The organism is Candidatus Berkiella aquae (genome assembly GCF_001431295.2).
GTDB classification, from domain to species: Bacteria; Pseudomonadota; Gammaproteobacteria; order Berkiellales; family Berkiellaceae; genus Berkiella; species Berkiella aquae.
On the sequence record NZ_LKAJ02000001.1, the window covers coordinates 2,593,907 to 2,613,463 of the forward strand.

General features: G+C 40.6%; 17 protein-coding genes. 5 read left to right on the forward strand and 12 right to left on the reverse strand.

The genetic code is table 11. The annotated features are described in order from the left end of the window. Positions 1-11: 11 nt before the first annotated feature. A complete protein-coding gene (locus tag HT99x_RS11405; RefSeq protein WP_200957075.1) occupies positions 12-1,241 on the reverse strand; it encodes a tryptophan--tRNA ligase in 1,230 nt (409 codons plus the stop codon). A gap of 461 nt (positions 1,242-1,702) precedes the next feature. Between HT99x_RS11405 and HT99x_RS11410 the strand changes: the two genes are divergently transcribed. The 3 genes from HT99x_RS11410 (at position 1,703) to HT99x_RS11420 (ending at position 3,253) form a co-directional block, all read left to right on the forward strand. Continuing rightward, a complete protein-coding gene (locus HT99x_RS11410; protein WP_075064795.1) occupies positions 1,703-2,272 on the forward strand; it encodes a septation protein A in 570 nt (189 codons plus the stop codon). Next, positions 2,265-2,543, forward strand: a complete 279-nt coding sequence (locus HT99x_RS11415) for a BolA/IbaG family iron-sulfur metabolism protein (protein ID WP_075064794.1) — start codon at positions 2,265-2,267, stop codon at positions 2,541-2,543. The genes HT99x_RS11410 and HT99x_RS11415 overlap by 8 nt, the downstream gene beginning before the upstream one ends. A gap of 143 nt (positions 2,544-2,686) precedes the next feature. Beyond that, entirely contained in the window at positions 2,687-3,253 is a 567-nt protein-coding gene (locus HT99x_RS11420; protein ID WP_075064793.1) for a hypothetical protein, read from the forward strand. Between the two features lie 105 nt (positions 3,254-3,358). On the opposite strand, the gene ligD is transcribed toward HT99x_RS11420, so the two are convergent. Further along, positions 3,359-5,809, reverse strand: a complete 2,451-nt coding sequence (gene ligD, locus HT99x_RS11425) for a DNA ligase D (RefSeq protein WP_075065067.1) — start codon at positions 5,807-5,809, stop codon at positions 3,359-3,361. Positions 5,810-5,817: 8 nt separating this feature from the next. After that, a complete protein-coding gene (ku, locus tag HT99x_RS11430) occupies positions 5,818-6,738 on the reverse strand; it encodes a non-homologous end joining protein Ku (protein WP_083482740.1) in 921 nt (306 codons plus the stop codon). Between the two features lie 202 nt (positions 6,739-6,940). Between ku and HT99x_RS11435 the strand changes: the two genes are divergently transcribed. Continuing rightward, positions 6,941-7,117, forward strand: a complete 177-nt coding sequence (locus HT99x_RS11435) for a hypothetical protein (RefSeq protein WP_158003333.1) — start codon at positions 6,941-6,943, stop codon at positions 7,115-7,117. 123 nt (positions 7,118-7,240) lie between these two features. On the opposite strand, the gene HT99x_RS11440 is transcribed toward HT99x_RS11435, so the two are convergent. The 9 genes from HT99x_RS11440 to sdhC form a co-directional block, all read right to left on the reverse strand. Beyond that, on the reverse strand, positions 7,241-7,987 hold the full coding sequence (locus tag HT99x_RS11440; protein ID WP_158003332.1) for a hypothetical protein: 747 nt from the start codon (positions 7,985-7,987) through the stop codon (positions 7,241-7,243). A gap of 178 nt (positions 7,988-8,165) precedes the next feature. Further along, entirely contained in the window at positions 8,166-9,038 is an 873-nt protein-coding gene (sucD, locus tag HT99x_RS11445) for a succinate--CoA ligase subunit alpha (protein WP_075064790.1), read from the reverse strand. After that, the gene (gene sucC, locus HT99x_RS11450; protein WP_075064789.1) at positions 9,035-10,204 is read right to left on the reverse strand and encodes an ADP-forming succinate--CoA ligase subunit beta; all 1,170 of its coding nucleotides are present in this window, start codon (positions 10,202-10,204) and stop codon (positions 9,035-9,037) included. The genes sucD and sucC overlap by 4 nt, the downstream gene beginning before the upstream one ends. 134 nt (positions 10,205-10,338) lie before the next feature. Beyond that, on the reverse strand, positions 10,339-11,538 hold the full coding sequence (gene odhB / locus HT99x_RS11455; RefSeq protein WP_075064788.1) for a 2-oxoglutarate dehydrogenase complex dihydrolipoyllysine-residue succinyltransferase: 1,200 nt from the start codon (positions 11,536-11,538) through the stop codon (positions 10,339-10,341). A gap of 25 nt (positions 11,539-11,563) precedes the next feature. Then, on the reverse strand, positions 11,564-14,374 hold the full coding sequence (locus HT99x_RS11460) for a 2-oxoglutarate dehydrogenase E1 component (RefSeq protein ID WP_075064787.1): 2,811 nt from the start codon (positions 14,372-14,374) through the stop codon (positions 11,564-11,566). A 228-nt stretch (positions 14,375-14,602) separates the two neighbouring features. Continuing rightward, a complete protein-coding gene (locus HT99x_RS11465; protein ID WP_075064786.1) occupies positions 14,603-15,304 on the reverse strand; it encodes a succinate dehydrogenase iron-sulfur subunit in 702 nt (233 codons plus the stop codon). Between the two features lie 35 nt (positions 15,305-15,339). Further along, entirely contained in the window at positions 15,340-17,103 is a 1,764-nt protein-coding gene (sdhA, locus tag HT99x_RS11470) for a succinate dehydrogenase flavoprotein subunit (RefSeq protein ID WP_075064785.1), read from the reverse strand. A gap of 7 nt (positions 17,104-17,110) precedes the next feature. Further along, complete coding sequence (gene sdhD, locus HT99x_RS11475) at positions 17,111-17,440, reverse strand: succinate dehydrogenase, hydrophobic membrane anchor protein (protein WP_075064784.1); 330 nt, start codon at positions 17,438-17,440, stop codon at positions 17,111-17,113. After that, entirely contained in the window at positions 17,437-17,823 is a 387-nt protein-coding gene (gene sdhC, locus HT99x_RS11480) for a succinate dehydrogenase, cytochrome b556 subunit (RefSeq protein WP_075064783.1), read from the reverse strand. Before sdhC ends, sdhD begins: the two co-directional genes overlap by 4 nt. 434 nt (positions 17,824-18,257) lie before the next feature. Here sdhC and gltA point away from each other — a divergent pair, with 434 nt between their 5' ends. Then, positions 18,258-19,550, forward strand: coding sequence for a citrate synthase (gene gltA / locus HT99x_RS11485; protein ID WP_075064782.1), 1,293 nt, complete (start codon positions 18,258-18,260; stop codon positions 19,548-19,550). Positions 19,551-19,557: the final 7 nt, after the last annotated feature.

A 19,557-nucleotide genomic window follows, 5' to 3' on the forward strand; every position in this document is an offset into this window, starting at 1 on the left:
ACAATTCACACTTATCTATCTCGGTGAGGTAAGCCCATTACTTCTCGGACTTCTTCCAACGTTTCTCTTGCAATATCTCTAGCAGCTTCACAGCCTTCTCGTACAATTTCTTTTACCAACCGAGGATTATTCTTATATTCTAAAGCACGTTCTAAAATAGGTTGTTGTTGCTCGATAATGGCATCGGATACCGCTTTTTTGCATTCAAGACAGCCAATCCCTGCGGTGGTGCAACCTTTTTGCACCCATTCTTTCACTGCCGTATCAGAGTAGACTTTATGCAACGACCATACAGGGCATTTTTCAGGATCACCCACATCGGTTCTTCGCACGCGAGCAGGATCGGTTGGCATAACCTTGATTTTTTTCTCGATATTTTCCGGTAATTCACGAATCGCAATGGTGTTATGGTAAGACTTTGACATCTTTTGCCCATCTAAACCCGTCAATTTCGCATGCGAAGTCAACATGGCTTGTGGTTCTGGCAAAATAATTTTACCTGAGCCTTCAAGATGACCATATAATCTTTCTCGTTCACTGAGCGATAAATTGCCTTGAGCAAAAACCAGTGCTTGACCTCGTTCAAGTGATTCTACATTTCCTGCTTCTTGAAATTGCCGCAAGCATTCTAAATAAATTTTGGCATTTTTCTTGCCCAATTTACTAATAGCAATTTCTACCTTTTCTTCATAACCTGGCTCTTTGCCATAAAGATGATTGAATCGTCTTGCCACTTCACGAGTCAACTCTAAATGTGAGATCTGATCTTCACCAACCGGTACATAGCCTGCTTTATAGGCAAGAATATCAGCTGATTGTAATAAGGGATAACCTAAAAACCCATAAGTCGCTAAATCCAGTTCTTTCAGCTTTTCTTGCTGATCTTTGTAGGTAGGAACTCGCTCTAGCCAGCCTAATGGGGTAATCATGGATAATAATAAGTGCAATTCAGCATGTTCAGGAATTCTGGATTGAATAAATATTTTGCAAGAGCCGGGATTAATACCACAAGCTAACCAGTCAATAATGGTTTCCCAGACACTCTCTTCTATGTCATACGTATTTTCGTAATGTGTTGTCAGAGCATGCCAGTCTGCAACGAAAAATAGACACTCATACTCATATTGCAATTTGACCCAATTGGTTAACACGCCATGATAATGCCCAAGATGCAATGCACCAGTTGGTCGCATACCTGAAACTACTCGTTGAAAATCATTTGTTGAGCCACTGACAGCCACGGTTATGCCTTACCTATGATGTTTAAAATATGCTTAATTAGTCGATAGTGGGATTGTATGCTAATTGAACGCCGCTGTCTCTTTGACTCTCTATCAATTTATAGGTAGTATGCCAACTATCAATTATTAGTCTGAAATTAGTCATCTTTGCCATGTTTTTTGAGCCTCTTAACTCTGTTGGAGCCCAAAGCAGTGAAGCCATTGCTGCACTAACAACGCTCATGTTGACAGGATTTCTCGTCTTTATGTTTTTTCAAACCAAACCAACGACGCAGCGGGCTTTTCTGCGACTCATGCTACAACCCGTGTACATCAGCTCTCTTCTCTTTACGATATGGCTTTTTGCGATATTTGCCTGCCATTATCTTTCAAATTTAGTTAATTAACATTCTTCACGGTTTCCTGTAACAGAAGAAGACATGCTAAAATAACTTTGAGTCCCACTTTCCCATGAGGATCACATGCACCTATTTTATGATCTCTTACCGATTATTCTTTTCTTTCTGGCTTATAAATTTTATGGCATTTATATCGCTACCGCAGTTGCCATTATCGCGGTGTTTGCTCAAGTTGCAACCACCTTCATCCGCGGAAAAAAGCCTGAAATGATGCAAATTATCACGCTTGGGATGGTACTTGTATTAGGGAGCGCGACCCTTTTCTTTCGCAATGAACTCTTTATTAAATGGAAACCAACTGCGGTCTACTGGTTACTCGGTGCTGTTTTTTTCATTACTGCATTTATTAGCAAAAAAAATCTTGTGCAAAAAATGCTGGAAAAAAATCTTACTTTGCCCGATAAAGCATGGGCAACACTCAATATGACGTGGTACTGCTTTTTCTTCTTAATGGGCTTTATTAATCTGTTTGTGGTTTATAACTTTAGTACGGACACCTGGGTTAACTTTAAATTATTCGGCACCCTGGTTTTGACCTTAATCTTTGCCGGTTTGCAAGGTATTCTGATATCGCGCTATCTCCCCAATGACGATTCCACTGAAAAAAATCAGAAGAATACAAAAAATGCGTAATGCAGAAGAACGAAAAGCATTCATCGAAGAAAGGCTTCAGATCTTGCACCCTTCTTTATTAACGATTGTTGATGAAAGCCACTTTCATATAGGACATGAAGGCGCAAAAGGTGGTGCAAGCCATTTTAGCGTGAAAATTGTAAGCTCTGCTTTTGCAGGGCTTTCACTCATTAAAAGACATCAATTGGTGTATGAACAAGTAAAAGAATTGATACCCCATGAAATTCATGCCTTGAAAATTAAAGCACTCTCCCCCGAAGAAAATAGCTAAAATTGGCCTTAAAGCTTTGGCATATAACCCTCTATCGCGCTTTCACACAGCTTTGTCGATCAAAAAGCCTCATTTGTTGTTCTTGATAACTAACTAGTTATAATCCCCGGAATTCCATTTGAACTTTTTCTAGGGTTATAAACATGTCAAAAGATTTAGCAATTAATTGGTGTATTGATGGCGCCTGGTCCTTAGGATTAGCAACTTTAATCACCGGCGCGGTATCTCCGTTAACATTACTGATCACGGGTGGATTTCTTACCATACAAGCTGCTGGAGATTTTCCCGTCGCTCGCTTTTGCCGCACTATGGCAGAAAAAATATACGAAAAAGATTTGCCCCTTTTTGATAGAACTTATACCGATCAACCACTCACAACACCAGATCAAAGCCATAAACTCTTTCAAGAAGAAATGAAGCTCGCTAAACAACGTCATAATTCAAGAATGAAAGAGTTTTACACAGAAATGGGCGGCTGTTCGCGCAAAGAAAAACCCTTTAATGATGATCTTGATAGTGAATTAACACAGAATGAATGTGTTACCTTCAAGCCATTACATTGGGGCTGGAGCGTATTTCCTAACGTGGCGAAGCTCTTGAACATCAAAGAACAAGAAGTTACTCGTAAATTGGCTCCTGTTTCTAAAGATGAAATTGAGAAAATGCCTTACGGTTCCACACGAAAAGGGACCTCATTTAAGGTAATGTAAAAGACTCATCACCTCAATTACTTACCTGCTGCTGCAATCAATGATTATCGAATCATTATTGGTTGCGGCAGCAACCTAAGCTCCCATATGGGAATAAGCGTACGGCTACTCTTCTTTCAGTTCATCGATTCCTGGCAATTTTTGTTTTATCGAGAAAAATGCCTGCCATGGATCTTGTGCGAGTTTATCTAAACGCTTTTGGATATTTCTGAGTGTATAATGATCAGAATGGATTTTAGGTGAAAGCTCTTCCCATGATAATGGTGTTGAAATTGGGGCCCTATCTCTTGCTCTCAATGAATAAGCACCAATCGCTGTCGCACCGCGGTGATTGCGTAAATAATCAATAAATATCTTCCCCTTTCTCTTGGCTTTACTCATGTTATCAATATAAGCCTGGGGATATTTTAAAGTTAAATATCGTGCAAACGTTTGTGAAAAATGCATCACTGTTTCCCAATCATAGCGACGCGCAACCGGGATCACGATATGTAAACCTTTGCCACCCGTTGTTTTAATAAAGGTTTGTAGTGCCAAGCTCTCCAATTCATCTTTAATCTGAAATGCGGCTTTGACAACCATTTTCCATGTCACATCTTCTCCTGGATCCAGATCAAAAGTCAGATAATCAGGTTTATCAATATTATCAATTCGACAGCCCCAAGGGTGGATTTCTAAAACATTCATTTGCACCAACTGAATAAGTCCAGCAATATCTTCAATATAGATGTAATTGCTCTTTTTACTTTTCTCTTGAATAGTGATGGTATTGAGATTATCTCCCTTTTTGTTCAACATATGTTTTTGATAGAAATGCTGACCCTCAATCCCTTCTGGGCATCGTAAAAGATTTAATGGCCTATTGCATAGATACGGTAAAATCCATTGTTGAATCGCTTGATAATATTGCGCTATATCTTGTTTTGTTATCTTATCTTTTGGATATAAGATCTTATCAGGGTGAGTTAAGGGATAAACGATATCAGGGGTTTCTTTAATCACTTGTGTTGAATCTTTATCACTACGTACTCCCTTAAAGCTGGCATGACGCAAAAGCCCTTCTTCTGTCCATTCTTTAAATTCAACCTCAACCAATAGATTAGGTTTAAGCCAAGACAATACATCACTTGCAGGTGGTTTATGTAAAAAAGGACTTTGTTTCGCCATATTTTCTTCAAACAAGGTATATAATTCTTTTAACGACGCTTGCGTAAACCCAGTACCGACTCTACCGCAATATTGTAAATTTCCTTTTTTGTCATATTGTCCAAGCAGTAATGCACCAATATAATTCCTTTCTCCTTCTGGTTTGGTAAAGCCTCCCACGATAAATTCTTGCCGTTGATTGACTTTTATTTTCAACCAACTCTTAGTACGCTTTTGCAAATAAGAACTATGAATATTTTTAGAGACTATACCTTCAAACCCCAGTTTTTCCGCTTTTTTAAATACTGTTTTGCCATTGCCTTGAATATGATCACTAAAACGAATCATAGGGTGATTATCGGGAATTATTTTAGCTAATATTTCTTTACGTTTTCCTAATGCTAAGTTTGTTAAGTCATATCCTTGATAATATAAAATATCAAACACATAGTAAAATAATGGGGAGTTATCATTTTCTTTAATGGAATTCTGTAAAAGTTGGAAATTAGGCAAACCATTATTATCAACTGCAACCAACTCTCCATCTAAAACAGTATCTGTCAATCTTAATTTGGCAATTTCTTTTTCTAATCGTTGAAATTTGTCTGTCCAGTTTTGTTGGCCGCGGGTAATGAGTTTTACGTCATGATTCATTATCACCAGTAAGCGATAACCATCAAATTTCATCTCGTGGATCCAGTCATTACCCTCAGGTGGCTTATCAACCAAAGTAGCCAATTGCGGTTTAATGGTTTTAGGTATTTTTTTCTTTTCAAGTAGCGCTAATTCCTTTTTAGGCAAAGAATAACTTTTCTTTTTACTTTTTTTATTAGAAGACCATACTGCATCAGCTTCATTTTGAATTTCAGTCAATGTTCTGCCTGTTATCACACTTAACGGTTCTTCTTCCACGATATTATAGTTATTTTGAGAGCAAGCTTCTTCATCTTTTGCTTTAATCAGTAGCCAATTTTTAGGATCATCTTTAATACGGATGAGTTTCCATTTGCCTTTGAGTTTTTCACCATGAAGAGAAAAAGTCAAAGCACCCGTGTTAAGGTTTTTACCATCATCGATTTCTTCCCAACTTCCTTGATCCCAAATCATGACGGTGCCACCGCCATATTCCCCTTTAGGAATCACCCCTTCAAAATCCTTATATTCAATAGGATGATCTTCAACTTGCACGGCTAAGCGTTTTACTTGCGGATCAAGAGAGGGCCCCTTAGGCACAGCCCAACTTTTTAACACGCCTTGATGTTCTAAACGAAAATCATAATGTAAATGGCTAGCCGCATGCATTTGTACGACAAAATGATTGGCATAATCCTTTTTGTGTGATCGTTTTCCCTTAGGCTCTGGTGTCTGTGAAAATCGTCTTTTTTGATGGTAATGCTGCAATGAAGCCATATCACCCTTCATTTTTTCTTATGTTTGGTAGCCTTGGTGGTAGTTTTCTTAGTCGCTTTAGGCGTTTTCTTTTCTTTTACACTTTTTTTCAGCAATTCCATAAAATCAATGACATTGGTATGCTTAATTTTTGCTTCTTTTTCATGTTTAATCGCTTTTTTACCGCCTGAGGCAATTTTTTCATCAATCAAATGCATCAGCTCTTCTCGATAATCATTGGTATAGCGAGCAGGATCCCATTTGACAGTCATGGTATCTACTAATTGTTTAGCAATATCAAATTCTTTTTTTGATATTTTATAGCTACTAATAGGCTCTTCCGGTACATCAACCTCAGAAGGTGTTTTAACTTCCTGTGGATAACGCATGGTATTAATCACGATAGCATTATCTTGAACCATCACTGCGGCTAAGTATTGATGAGTCCGGATCATAACTCTGGCAATCCCTACTTTATGGGTATTTCTTAAAGTTTCTCTTAATAAAACATAACCTTTCTCCCCTCGCTTATCTGGCAATAAGAAATAGGGCTTTTCAAAATAGTAAGGCTCTAGTTGTTCCAAATCGATGAAATCTTCAATTTCAATAGCTTTTAAATTCTCTTTTGCAATTTCATCTAAATCTTCTGGCGTTAAAATCGCGTAGTTACCGGGCTCATATTCATAACCTTTCACAATATCTTGCCAAGCAACTTCTTTTCCTGTTTCTTCATTAATTCTTGAATAACGAATACCTGCATGATTTCTTTTATCGAGCAATTTAAAATGAATTTCTTGTTGCGGCTTTTCTGCTGAGTACAGCATGACAGGAATATTGACGAGGCCAAAGGTAATATAACCTCGCCAAATGGTGCGCCGATCGTAATGAGGCTTTTCTGCTTTGTTCTTTTGTTCTTTCGAAGACTTCGGCACTCTTTTACGATTGGGCATAGCAACCTCTACCTGCCGTTTATGTTAGTTCTAGTTCTGTGATGGTGTATTCTCTGGCACCGTATTATCCAAATTATTAGGATTACTTGGATTATTACTGTCAGTTGGAGAATTACCGAGCGTATTGGAATTACTTGGGTTAGAAGGATTTGAAGTCCCCGTATAAGGCTCCTGTTGTTTCGTGTTCGCAGGAGCACTGCTCGTGACGCCACTACCACTGGCACCGCTACTACTAGCACTGCTGCTATCACTTGCACCAGCACCGACACCACCACTTGTGACGTTACCAGCACCAGCAAATGCCGTTGCTGATAGTAGGAATAAGAATGATATTACACTTAATGTTTTTACAGATTTCATCTTGCCACCTTTAACGTGATTATTACTTTTATATAATAGACACTCAGGTGAAAGAATATGACGAGAATTCTGTTGTTATCAACAGCAATGCATAGCAGATGACCTAGGTTTCGCATTTAAAATGCGAAACCTAGGTGAGAGATTAGCGTCTTTTACGAACGGTACGCTTTTCTTGAACTGTTGTCGCTTTTTCTACTTCTGCTTCGGGTTTTGCTTCCGCTTTAACTTCTACTGCTTTAGCTTTAGCTTTGACCTCTTCCAGCAATGTACCTAAGTCTTTATTTTTTAATTGCTTTGCTTTATAGGCGGAAATAAACATAACATGTTGAACGGGTTCAGCTGATTCATCTGATTTAACAGAAGATTTACTGCTTCCGCTTTTAGCGTCTTGTTTTGCTTGTTGTACTTTTTTTGCTTCTTTTGCAAGTTCAGCCGCTTTTGCAACTTTAGCTTTGGTATCATCTACTTTTTTATCAGCTTTGTCTTCAGGTTCTACTTTGATAGTAACTTTAGACTTTGCGGCTGCCGCTGCTTTGCTAGCAGTTGCACGCTGACTCAATATTTCAACTTCTTCTTCGCTTTCTTCTTCACTTGATTCTTTGGAGGCTGAAGCAGAAGCTTCTTCTTTGTTCTCTTCTTCGTTCTCTTCTTCGTTCTCTTCTTCGTTTTCTTCTTCGTTCTCTTCTTCGTTCTCTTCTTCGTTTTCTTCTTCGTTTTCTTCTTCATTTTCGGAAGAAGCAGATGTTTCTAATTCTTCTTCACTTGCCTGCGCAGAAAGTTCAGCAGAATTTTCTTCTTGATCACTTTCACTTGCTTCTGGGCTTGAAGGAATTACAGATTCAAGTTCTTCAACTTTTTTAGATTTTTTAACTGGACCAGGTTTTGACATAATTTACTCCTTTATGAATCAATCAACCTTGATTGAAAACTGCGAGCAGAGTGTATCAAAATCCTTCACAACAAAAAATCGAAATTATGCGTATTAAGGGATGGTTCTAACCAATCAGAGAGATGATGAAGGGAGATCACCTACATGAGTAGGTGATCTTATTAGAAAATTAGGAAAATTATTTAGACAAAACGGCTTGTATCCCTTTACCAATGTCAGCAGGTGACTTAACCGTTTTAACACCGGCTTTTTCTAAGGCAAGATATTTTTCCTCAGCTGTTCCTTTACCACCAGCAATAATTGCACCCGCATGCCCCATACGCTTACCTTTAGGTGCTGTCACACCGGCAATGTAGGATACAACAGGCTTGGTCACATGATCATGAATGAACTGCGCTGCTTCTTCTTCTGCAGAACCACCAATTTCACCCACCATCACAATGACTTCTGTTTGCGGATCTTGTTCAAATAACGTTAATGCATCAATAAAGGTAGTGCCTGGAATCGGATCGCCACCAATACCAATACAAGTACTTTGACCATAACCGAGATCAGTTGTTTGTTTAACCGCTTCATAAGTTAGTGTTCCAGAACGTGAAACGATACCAACTTTACCTGGCAGATGAATATCACCCGGCATAATACCAATCTTACATTGGCCCGGGGTAATGATACCTGGGCAGTTAGGGCCGATTAAGCGAGTGCCGGTTCCTTTGAGAGTAACCATCACATCAAGCATATCTAATGCTGGGATCCCTTCGGTAATACAAACGATTAATTCAATCCCCGCTTCATAAGCTTCAATAATCGAATCTTTACAAAATGCTGCGGGTACATAGATAACGCTGGCTGTTGCCCCAGTCTCATTGACTGCATCTTTTACCGTATCAAATACCGGTAAATTCAAATGCTTCTGTCCACCTTTACCTGGGGTTACACCACCCACCATTTTTGTGCCGTAAGCAATGGCTTGTTCGGAATGAAACGTACCTTGACGCCCCGTGAAACCTTGGCAAATGACCTTGGTATTTTTATCAATCAGTACACTCATTTCGCCACCTTAACTGCATCTACAATTGTTTTCGCTGCTTGGGTTAAATCATTCGCTGCAATAATGTTTAAAGAGCTCTTCTTAAACACTTCGCTTGCTTCTTGAGCACGGTTACCTTCTAAACGCACGACAACTGGAATGGTAATGCCCACTTCAGCAACAGCACCTAGAATACCTTCTGCGATTAAGTCGCATCGAACGATACCACCAAAAATATTAACTAATACGCCTTTGACATTCTTATCAGAAAGAATAATTTTGAATGCTTCACAAACGCGTTCTTTTGTTGCGCCGCCACCTACGTCGAGGAAATTAGCGGGGTCGCCACCATGTAATTTAATTAAGTCCATGGTCGCCATTGCAAGCCCTGCACCATTGACCATGCAACCAATGTTACCATCGAGCGGAATATAGTTTAATTCCCACTCTCTGGCGCGAATTTCACGCTCATCTTCTTGACGTGCATCGCGTAAATCATTCAATTTAGGATGACGAAACATGGCGTTATCATCAATATTAACTTTACCATCTAAACAAACCAAACGACCATCTTTAGTGATGATAAGCGGATTCACTTCGACTAAAGTCAAATCGCATTCAACAAACATTTTACCTAAACCAACCACAATCGTTGTAAATTGTTTGATTTGATCTAAATTTAAACCTAACTTGAAGCCTAATTCACGGCATTGATAAGGCAATACGCCAAGTAAAGGATCGACGGTAATTTTTAAAATTTTCTCTGGTGTATTATGCGCAACCGTTTCAATGTCTACTCCACCTTCGGTTGATGCCATAATCACAACGCGGCTTGTCGCTCTATCTAATACAGCACCCAAGTAAAGTTCTTTGTCGATTTGGCTTAATTCTTCAATCAACAATTCATTAATTGGCTGACCGGCTTCGGTGGTTTGGTAGGTAACCAGATTTTTGAACAACAGCTCTCGTGCAACTTCTGCTAATTCATCACGACCTTTAACGAGTTTGACACCACCCGCTTTACCACGGCCACCAGCATGAACTTGGGCCTTAACCACTAAGTTCTCTGATCCCAATGTGCTAATAGCACCGATTGCTTCATCACTGGAACGAACGACAACTCCTCTTGGAACTGGCAGTCCATAATCAGCAAAAAGACGTTTAGCTTGATATTCATGTAAGTTCATTGTTCACCACTTTAAAATTTATATACCGCTATCAAACGCAAGCGGTATCTCCTGTTTGAATGCTGTGCGCAGAATCATTCTACGCTTGCAATCAGAGGAAGAATCGTGATTCTCCCCCTGATTGCCCCATCGCGTTAAATGTCAAGTAACAGTCTTGCGGGATCTTCAAGTAACTCTTTAATTGTTACTAAGAAGCGTACCGATTCTGAACCATCGATTAAACGGTGATCATAAGAGAAAGCGAGATACATCATGGGTCGAATGACAATTTGGTTATTTTCAACCACCGGTCGTTGCTCTATCTTATGCATCCCTAAAATACCCGTTTGCGGGGGATTCAAAATAGGTGTTGATAGCAATGAACCAAAAACACCACCATTTGAAATTGTGAAAGTTCCGCCTGTTATCTCATCAATACCTAAGGTACCTTCTCTGGCTTTAACCCCTAAGTCATGAATGGCTTTTTCTATTTGTGCCATGTTCATTTTGTCAACATCACGCAAAATAGGAACCACTAATCCACGAGGTGAAGATACCGCAACACCTACGTCAAAATAGCCATGGTAAACAATATCTTTACCATCGATAGAGGCATTAACAACAGGGAAACGTTTTAGCGCTTCTGTTGCAGCTTTAGTGAAAAAGGACATAAAGCCTAATTTGACGCCATGTACTTTTTCAAATTGATCTTTATAGCGATTACGCAAATCCATCACAGGCTGCATATTCACTTCGTTAAATGTGGTTAAAATAGCGGCATTTTGCTGTGCGCTTAACAATCTTTCTGCAATTCGAGTACGAAGACGTGTCATAGGTACGCGTTTTTCAAGGCGCTCGCCCGCTGCGAGTACTGGTAATTGCACCATCGACGCTTGTGGAGCAGAAACATCTTGCGTCGTAATGCGACCACCTTTACCTGAGCCTTTCACATTTTCAGGTGAAACATCTTGCTCAGACATTAAACGTCTCGCTGCTGGGCCTGCTGCTTGTGTATTTTGTGCTGAAGCCGCTGGCGTTGCTGCTGCAGCTACAGCTGCGGGTGCTGCTGCTTGTGGTTTAACTTCTGGTGCAGAAGGCGCAGGCGCACTACCGGCTTTCATTGGCTTGAACACTGCAATCACTTCTTCTGCGAGCACAGTATCACCGGTATTTTTGATGATTTTTTCAAGCATACCACTTTCTGGCGCAACGACTTCTAATACCACTTTATCGGTTTCGATATCGACAAGATTTTCATCTTGTTCAATCATTTCACCTACTTTTTTATGCCATGTTGCAATCGTTGCGTCAGCAACGGATTCTGGCAAAACGGGTACTTTAATCTCAATTGACATATCCAATCCTTAATTCAACAAAATATTATTTTAAAGCATCCTGAATGAGCGCTTCTTGTTGTTCATTATGTTCTGAGGTATAGCCCACCGCAGGAGAAGCCGATGCATCTCTACCTGCAAATAACAAGTTCTGTGATGGCGTCATACATGCTCTGAAATGATGTTGTGTTGGGAACCATGCACCTTGGTTTTTAGGCTCTTCTTGACACCAAACAATATCTTTCACGTTAGGGTAGCGTTGTAGCTGCGCTTGTAGTTCAGGTTCAGGGAACGGATATAGCTGTTCGATTCTGATAATCGCAATGTGGTTTTTCTTCAATTCATCACGCTTAGTTACTAAATCGTAATACACTTTACCACTACACATCACCACTTTGGTCACTTTTTGTGGGTCATGAGGTTGTGTCTCAGGGATGACCACTTCAAAAGTACCATCGATTAGATTATTCAACTCACAGCTTGCTAATTTGTGACGCAATAAACTTTTTGGTGACATCACAATTAATGGCTTGCGGATCTTTCTCAACATTTGTCGTCTTAGCATATGGAATACTTGCGAAGCATTGCTTGGCACACAAACTTGAATATTGTGTTGCGCACATAATTGCAAGAAACGCTCTAAACGTGCTGAAGAATGTTCTGGGCCTTGGCCTTCATATCCATGCGGTAATAGCATGACCAAACCACACAACCGCCCCCATTTTTGTTCACCAGAACTGATAAACTGATCGATAACAACTTGCGCACCATTAGCAAAATCACCAAATTGTGCTTCCCAAATCACTAAAGATTTTGGTTCGGTTGTCGCATAACCATATTCAAAACCTAAAACCGCTTCTTCTGATAATAGCGAATCAATCACAGTAAAATGTGGTTGCTTAGGATCAATATGTTTTAACGGGGTATAAACTTTTCCGGTTTTTTGATCATGTAATACGGCATGTCGATGAAAGAAGGTACCACGACCACAATCTTGACCAGAAATTCTAACGGCATAGCCTTGATCTAACAGTGAAGCATACGCCATATTTTCAGCAAATCCCCAGTCGATTAGCTGCTGACCATGCGACATTTTTTCTCTTTCTTCATAAATTTTTGCAACACGAGGATGCATCGAAAAGCCATCCGGCATTTTCAATAATTTATGAGATAAGGTATTGATTTTATCTTGTGAAATGCCCGTTTTTACAGGTTCACGCCAATCTTTTGATTCATATTGACTCCAATCAACAAGATGCGCTCGCTGTTCTTTACTAATATTGTTAGCAACACAATCCCCTTTATCAAGAGCTTCACGATTTTGTTTAACCAGCGCATCCGCTTGTTGCTTGGTTAATACTTGTTCTTTTGTTAATTGCTCTGCGTATAGCTGTCTCACGGTTAAGTGATTTTTAATTTTGCCATACATCATGGGTTGGGTCGCAAAAGGATCATCTGCCTCATTATGACCATGTCGACGATAACAAACTAAATCTATCACCACATCTTTGTTAAAACGCATGCGGTAATCCAGTACCCATTCTGTCACTAACATAACCGCTTCTGGATCATCTGCGTTGACATGGAAAATAGGCGCTAAAACCACTTTCGCGACATCGGTACAATACAAAGTTGAACGTGCATCATGTGGATTACTGGTAGTGAAACCCACTTGGTTATTGATAACAATATGGACTGTACCACCTGTACCATAACCACGGGTTTGAGACATATTTAAGGTTTCCATCACAACGCCTTGGCCTGCAAAGGCAGCATCACCATGGATAGCAACGGATAACACTTTATTAGCATCTTCGTCTTTAGCACGAATTTGTCTTGCTTTAACCGAACCTGCAACCACGGGGGTAACAATTTCTAAGTGTGATGGATTAAAAGCAAGTGCTAAATGCGTCAACCCACCTGAGGTTTTAACATCGGAAGAAAAACCTTGATGGTATTTTACGTCACCTGATTCTAAATGAGCTGAATGCTTTCCTTCGAATTCATCAAATAATTCCCTGGGATCTTTCCCAAGCGTATTAATCAAAACATTCAGACGACCACGATGTGCCATACCAATGACGCATTCGCGCATGCCTTGTGAACCTGCGCGCTGAATCAGGTGATCGAGCATTGGAATTAAAACTTCGCCGCCTTCCAATGAGAATCGTTTAGCACCGGGGTATTTGACGCCAATATATTTTTCAAGGCCTTCAGCAGCAGTCAAACGCTCTAAAATTTGTTCTTTTATTTTGGGTGAAAATTCAGGGGTTGCTCTTGAACCTTCAACACGTTGTTGAATCCACGCTCTTTCTTCTCGTGACGGGATATGCATGTACTCGGTACCAATGGAACCACAATAGGTATCATTGAGTGCACGGTACAAAGCACCCAACTGCATGTGCTTGGGTCCAACAAAGGTTTCTGTATTAAATTCAGTCGCCATGTCATTGACGCCTAAACCATGCTCTTCAAGAGAAAGCTCCGAAGCATTCTCATCTAACATTTCTCTCATCCCTAAGGGATCGATCTGAGCATGTAGATGGCCTTGCAAGCGATAAGCATTGATCAAACGAAGCACTTGGATTTGTTTTAATTCATGATCAAGCGGAACACTTTGTGTGCTTCCTTTGTGAATTAATTTAGCAAGATTAGCAAATTCTGCTTGGATAGCCGCATGTGAGGCATCTTTAGCGCCTTTATTGGCTTTCGCTAGCTCATCAAAATATTGACGCCATTGAGGTGCCAATTGAGTCGGATCGTTAAGATACTGCTCATATAAATTTTCTAGGTAAGCGGAATTGCCACCATCAAATGCGGAAGAATCCCACATTGATTTCATGATATTTTCTTGCATGGTCTTCACCCTATTGTTCAAGGGAACGTGTGAATTCCAACAAGGACCTTACCTGCTTGATTATCCTTACACCTGCGGTTTCCAATCAGTCCATTATTAGTAATTCAATCAACTGTTGCTGTTTGTAAAATATTCCAATGCCAAATTATACAACATTTAGACTGGATTTGGTGAGTTTGTTACAGCAATTCTCGGTGAAAAGAGGTTCACCGAGAATTTCTGAGTTTGTTAAACATCTTCTTGCATCATCTGAGTGCGAATCTCAGAAATTGCTTCCGTGGGATTCAAATTTTTGGGACAAACTTCAACACAATTCATGATACTACGGCAACGGAAAACACTATAAGCATCATCAAGTTGCTCTAATCTTTCTCTTGTTTCATCATCTCGGCTGTCTAACACAAAGCGAGAAGCTTGCAATAAGGCAGCTGGACCTAAAAATTTATCGGGATTCCACCAATAGGAAGGACAAGCGCTCGAACAGCAGCCACAAAGGATACATTCATATAAACCGTCTAACTTAGCTCTTTCTTCTGGGCTCTGTAAGCGCTCTTTAGCTGGCGCTTCTTGTTTATTAATAAGATAGGGTTTTACCTTTTGGTATTGGTTAAAAAATTGTGTCATATCCACAATCAAATCCCGAATCACGGGCATACCAGGGAAAGGCTTTAACACGACTGGCTCTTTGAGTGAACGAATAGGGGTAATACAAGCTAAACCATTCTTACCATTGATGTTCATCCCATCGGAACCACAAACACCTTCACCACACGAACGACGAAAGGCCAATGTTTCATCTTGCTCTGCTTTAATCGCTAACAAGGCATCTAGCACCATCACTGCGCCCGATTTTTCTAAATCAAATTCATAATCTTGCATTCTAGGTGCTTGATCTTTTTCAGGGTCAAATCGGTAAATTGAAAATCGCATCGCTATTCCTTCGTTTATAGACTGCCGCCAATAAGTTAGTAAACTCTCTCTTTTGGTTCAAATGCAGGCACGGTTAACGGCTTCATATTCACTGCTCGATAGCTAATCGTGTCATCTGGAAAATACAACGTATGCTTTAACCAGTTTTTATCATCTCTGGCAGGAAAATCTTCTCGTGAATGTGCGCCACGGCTTTCTTGACGTGCCGCCGCTGACAACGCGGTCGCAATGGCAACTGCTAACAAATTATCTAATTCAAGTGCTTCAATACGAGCCGTATTGAAAATTTTACTTTTATCTTTCAGTGTCGCATGAGCAAGTTGTTCACGAAGACGCTTCAGTTTTTCAACACCTTCATCCATCACTTTCTGCGTTCTAAACACACTGAAATCATTTTGCATAATCTGTTTCATTTGCTGACGAACATCATGAACACTTTCGCCCCCATTGGATTGATCCCAACGTCTTAAGCGTGCCATCGCTTTTTCAATATCTTCAGAAGTCGCTAAGGCCTGCTCCATGCCTTCGTTAAGTGCATCTTCAACATGTAAACCGGCTGCGCGACCAAAAACCACGAGATCTAATAATGAATTTCCACCCAAACGATTTGCGCCATGGACAGAAACGCACGCGCATTCACCCACTGCATATAGCCCCGCAACAGGAGAACTTTGACCACTCTTATCCGTCATCATGACCTGGCCATGCACGTTGGTTGGGATCCCCCCCATCATGTAGTGACAGGTAGGCACAACAGGAATGGGATCTTTAATAGGATCGGCATTAGCAAAAGTGATTGAGAGTTCACGAATACCCGGCAAACGGCTGTTAATAACATCCGCGCCTAAATGATCTAACTTGAGTAAGACATGGTCGCCCTTCGGACCACAACCGCGACCTTCACGAATTTCAATCGCCATTGAACGAGAAACCACATCTCGCGATGCTAAATCTTTTGCATGAGGTGCATAACGTTCCATAAAACGTTCACCATTTTTATTGAGCAAGTAACCGCCTTCACCGCGACAACCTTCGGTGACTAAAACGCCCGCTCCTGCAATGCCTGTGGGATGAAATTGCCACATCTCCATATCTTGCAAAGCGAAGCCTGCTCGCAGCACCATGCCAACACCATCACCGGTATTAATGAGTGCATTCGTTGTGGAATGGAATATTTGGCCTGCACCACCGGTGGCTAAAATGACGGCCTTACTGCGCATGTAAAGCGTTTCGCCATTTTCAATATTCATGACAATAACGCCAGCGATTGCCCCATTTTGAGCTTTAACCAAATCAATCGCATACCATTCGCTGAAAACAGCTACTTTGGCTTCAACATTTTTCTGAAATAAGGTATGCAATAAAGCATGCCCGGTACGATCTGCTGCTGCGGCTGTGCGTGTTGCTTGTTCACCACCGAAATTTTTTGATTGACCGCCAAATGGACGTTGATAAATTTTACCGTTCTCCATACGTGAGAAAGGTAGGCCCATATGTTCAAGTTCATAGACAACTTCAGGCCCTACACGACACATGTATTCGATGCAATCTTGATCGCCTAAGTAATCCGATCCTTTTACGGTATCGAACATATGCCATTGCCAATTATCTTCGTGCTTATTACCTAAAGAAACCGTAATACCACCTTGAGCTGAAACAGTATGTGAACGCGTGGGGAATACTTTTGAAACTAAAGCAACATTCTTACCCGCTTTGGCAAGCTCAAGCGAAGCTCGCATGCCCGCACCACCTGCGCCAATAATAACCGCGTCAAACGAACGCTCGCCAGGAATGCTCATTCCTACATTACCCCCACAGAACAAATATGCCCCAAATCACATAACCAAATAACGTAAATATAATCACCCCTTCTAATACATAACGTAATAAGAAAGGTTTGATATAATCTGTTAACACTGTCCAAAGCCCAACCCATGCATGAAAGGCAACACATATCAGGGCAAATAAAGTGCTAATTTGCATCCATGGTGAGGTAAATAATCCTAACCAATCTTCATAGGCAAGCTCTTGATGCATGAGCACAAAGCCCACTAAAAAAAGCGTATAAATACCTAAAAAAGCGGCCGTATAACGTTGGACTAGCCAATCTCGTAAGCCTGTTCCACCTAAACTCATAGGGTGACTCCCCCTAACCAGTACACAGCAAAAATGAGCAATAACAAAGACAAACTAATAACCAGTTTTGCGCTAATTCGTCCCGCTGTTTTGGATTCCCCAATATGAAGATCCATCAAGATATGACGAAAGCCTGCCAATAAATGAAAGATTAAACCGGCTGCGGCCAGCATTGCTGTTACTTTGTAAAACGGCAACTGTAGATGATCTTTTAAGCTGTTAAACCCTTCTGGGGAAATTAATGAAAGCTGCAATGCCCATAAGAAAAAGGGAATGAGTAAGAAAACCAATATCCCAGAAAGGCGGTGAGTGATAGAGACCAATGCACCAATTGGCAGCTGAATACTAAGGGGATTGATATTACGAGGTCGTTTTGTTTGCACGCTGAATCATCCTAAAAGTATAAACGCAAGAAAACGGATGCGAAAAAGTATCCAAATGCGCCCAGTATATACCGCTCGTATATGAAAATGCGAGATTTCAAAATTTCTAGCGAGCGGTATATCTTACTTTAAATGCATCGCGCAGAATTAATCTGCGCTTGCAATCAGGGGGAGAATCGCGATTATCCCCCTGATAACCCCCATCGCGTAGAGCTGCACTTCAAGTCATGCTTCGCATCTTGAAGTGCACTTTGGGACACCGCTCGTATATGAAAATGCGAGATTTCAAAATTTCTAGCGAGCGGTATACCTTATGTTTAAGTGCGTCACGCAGAGATCGCGATTCAGACTTCTACTCTTGTGCAGCATTACTATATACTTCCTGTAGACCTGTTAACTAAATCAACTTTAAGCACTTCAACTAAGGAGCCGCCATGGCTGATACGTCTGCCAAATTGTCCTTGTCTGGTAAAGAGCCACTCGATCTTCCTATTCTCAAGGGCACTATTGGGCCAGATGTCATCGACATCAGCGATCTTAGTAAGTTAGATGTTTTTACTTATGATCCTGGTTTTCGCTCAACGGCATCCTGTGAATCAAAAATTACTTTTATTGATGGTAATAAAGGCATGCTGCTTCATCGTGGCTATCCGATTGAGCAATTAGCTGAGCACTCTGATTTCTTGGAAGTCTGTTATTTATTGTTATTCGGAGAACTTCCAACACAAGTTCAAAAATCCAAATTTGTTGCGAATGTTAAAAATCATACTTTAGTTCATGAACAGCTCACGAAATTTTATAGCGGTTTTCGCCGCGATGCACACCCTATGGCTATTATGTGTGGTGTGGTTGGTGCGCTATCCGCTTTTTATCATGAGCACCTTGAAATTAAAAACGAGCAACATCGAGAATTGGCGGCATTAAGATTAATCGCTAAAATGCCAACTCTTGCGGCAATGTCTTATAAATATTCCATTGGCCAACCCTTTGTTCACCCATTAAATAAAATGGATTATGCCGAAAACTTCCTCTACATGATGTTTTCTGTCCCAAGTGAAGAGTGGAAATCTAACCCGATTTTAAATAAGGCCATGGATAGAATTTTCATTTTGCATGCTGATCATGAACAAAATGCTTCAACATCCACCGTTCGTTTAGCCGGCTCATCCGGTGCTAATCCTTTTGCATGTATTGCAGCGGGTATTGCAGCACTATGGGGACCTGCGCATGGTGGCGCAAATGAAGCGGTACTGGCAATGTTGAATGAAATTGGGGATGTTTCCAATATTCCTAAATATATTGCAAGAGCCAAAGACAAAAACGATTCTTTCCGCCTGATGGGTTTTGGCCATCGTGTCTATAAAAACTTTGACCCTCGTGCGACAGTAATGCGCCAAACCTGCCATGAAGTATTAACAGAACTCGGTGCCCATAACGATCCGTTATTCGCGATTGCATTAGAATTAGAAAAAATTGCATTACAAGATAGTTATTTTATCGAGAAAAAATTATATCCCAATGTTGATTTCTACTCCGGCATTATTCTGCGCGCGATTGGAATTCCTTCAAATATGTTTACCGTGATTTTTGCATTAGCACGTACGGTAGGCTGGATTGCCCATTGGAATGAAATGATCACATCGCCTGATCAAAGTATAAACCGCCCACGCCAGCTCTATACCGGGCCAGCACTGCGCGATTATATTCCTAAAGAAAAACGTGGTTAACGCGTTC

What these genes read in the sequence shown, in the direction of transcription:
- HT99x_RS11440 (WP_158003332.1), bottom strand. Translation starts at nt 7,987, where the DNA reads ATGTCAAAACCTGGTCCAGTTAAAAAATCTAAAAAAGTTGAAGAACTT.
- ku (WP_083482740.1), bottom strand. Translation starts at nt 6,738, where the DNA reads ATGCCCAATCGTAAAAGAGTGCCGAAGTCTTCGAAAGAACAAAAGAAC.
- HT99x_RS11465 (WP_075064786.1), bottom strand. Translation starts at nt 15,304, where the DNA reads ATGCGATTTTCAATTTACCGATTTGACCCTGAAAAAGATCAAGCACCT.
- HT99x_RS11410 (WP_075064795.1), top strand. Translation starts at nt 1,703, where the DNA reads ATGCACCTATTTTATGATCTCTTACCGATTATTCTTTTCTTTCTGGCT.
- ligD (WP_075065067.1), bottom strand. Translation starts at nt 5,809, where the DNA reads ATGGCTTCATTGCAGCATTACCATCAAAAAAGACGATTTTCACAGACA.
- HT99x_RS11460 (WP_075064787.1), bottom strand. Translation starts at nt 14,374, where the DNA reads ATGCAAGAAAATATCATGAAATCAATGTGGGATTCTTCCGCATTTGAT.
- sdhD (WP_075064784.1), bottom strand. Translation starts at nt 17,440, where the DNA reads ATGAGTTTAGGTGGAACAGGCTTACGAGATTGGCTAGTCCAACGTTAT.
- sucC (WP_075064789.1), bottom strand. Translation starts at nt 10,204, where the DNA reads ATGAACTTACATGAATATCAAGCTAAACGTCTTTTTGCTGATTATGGA.
- HT99x_RS11420 (WP_075064793.1), top strand. Translation starts at nt 2,687, where the DNA reads ATGTCAAAAGATTTAGCAATTAATTGGTGTATTGATGGCGCCTGGTCC.
- HT99x_RS11415 (WP_075064794.1), top strand. Translation starts at nt 2,265, where the DNA reads ATGCGTAATGCAGAAGAACGAAAAGCATTCATCGAAGAAAGGCTTCAG.
- sdhA (WP_075064785.1), bottom strand. Translation starts at nt 17,103, where the DNA reads ATGAGCATTCCTGGCGAGCGTTCGTTTGACGCGGTTATTATTGGCGCA.
- sucD (WP_075064790.1), bottom strand. Translation starts at nt 9,038, where the DNA reads ATGAGTGTACTGATTGATAAAAATACCAAGGTCATTTGCCAAGGTTTC.
- gltA (WP_075064782.1), top strand. Translation starts at nt 18,258, where the DNA reads ATGGCTGATACGTCTGCCAAATTGTCCTTGTCTGGTAAAGAGCCACTC.
- odhB (WP_075064788.1), bottom strand. Translation starts at nt 11,538, where the DNA reads ATGTCAATTGAGATTAAAGTACCCGTTTTGCCAGAATCCGTTGCTGAC.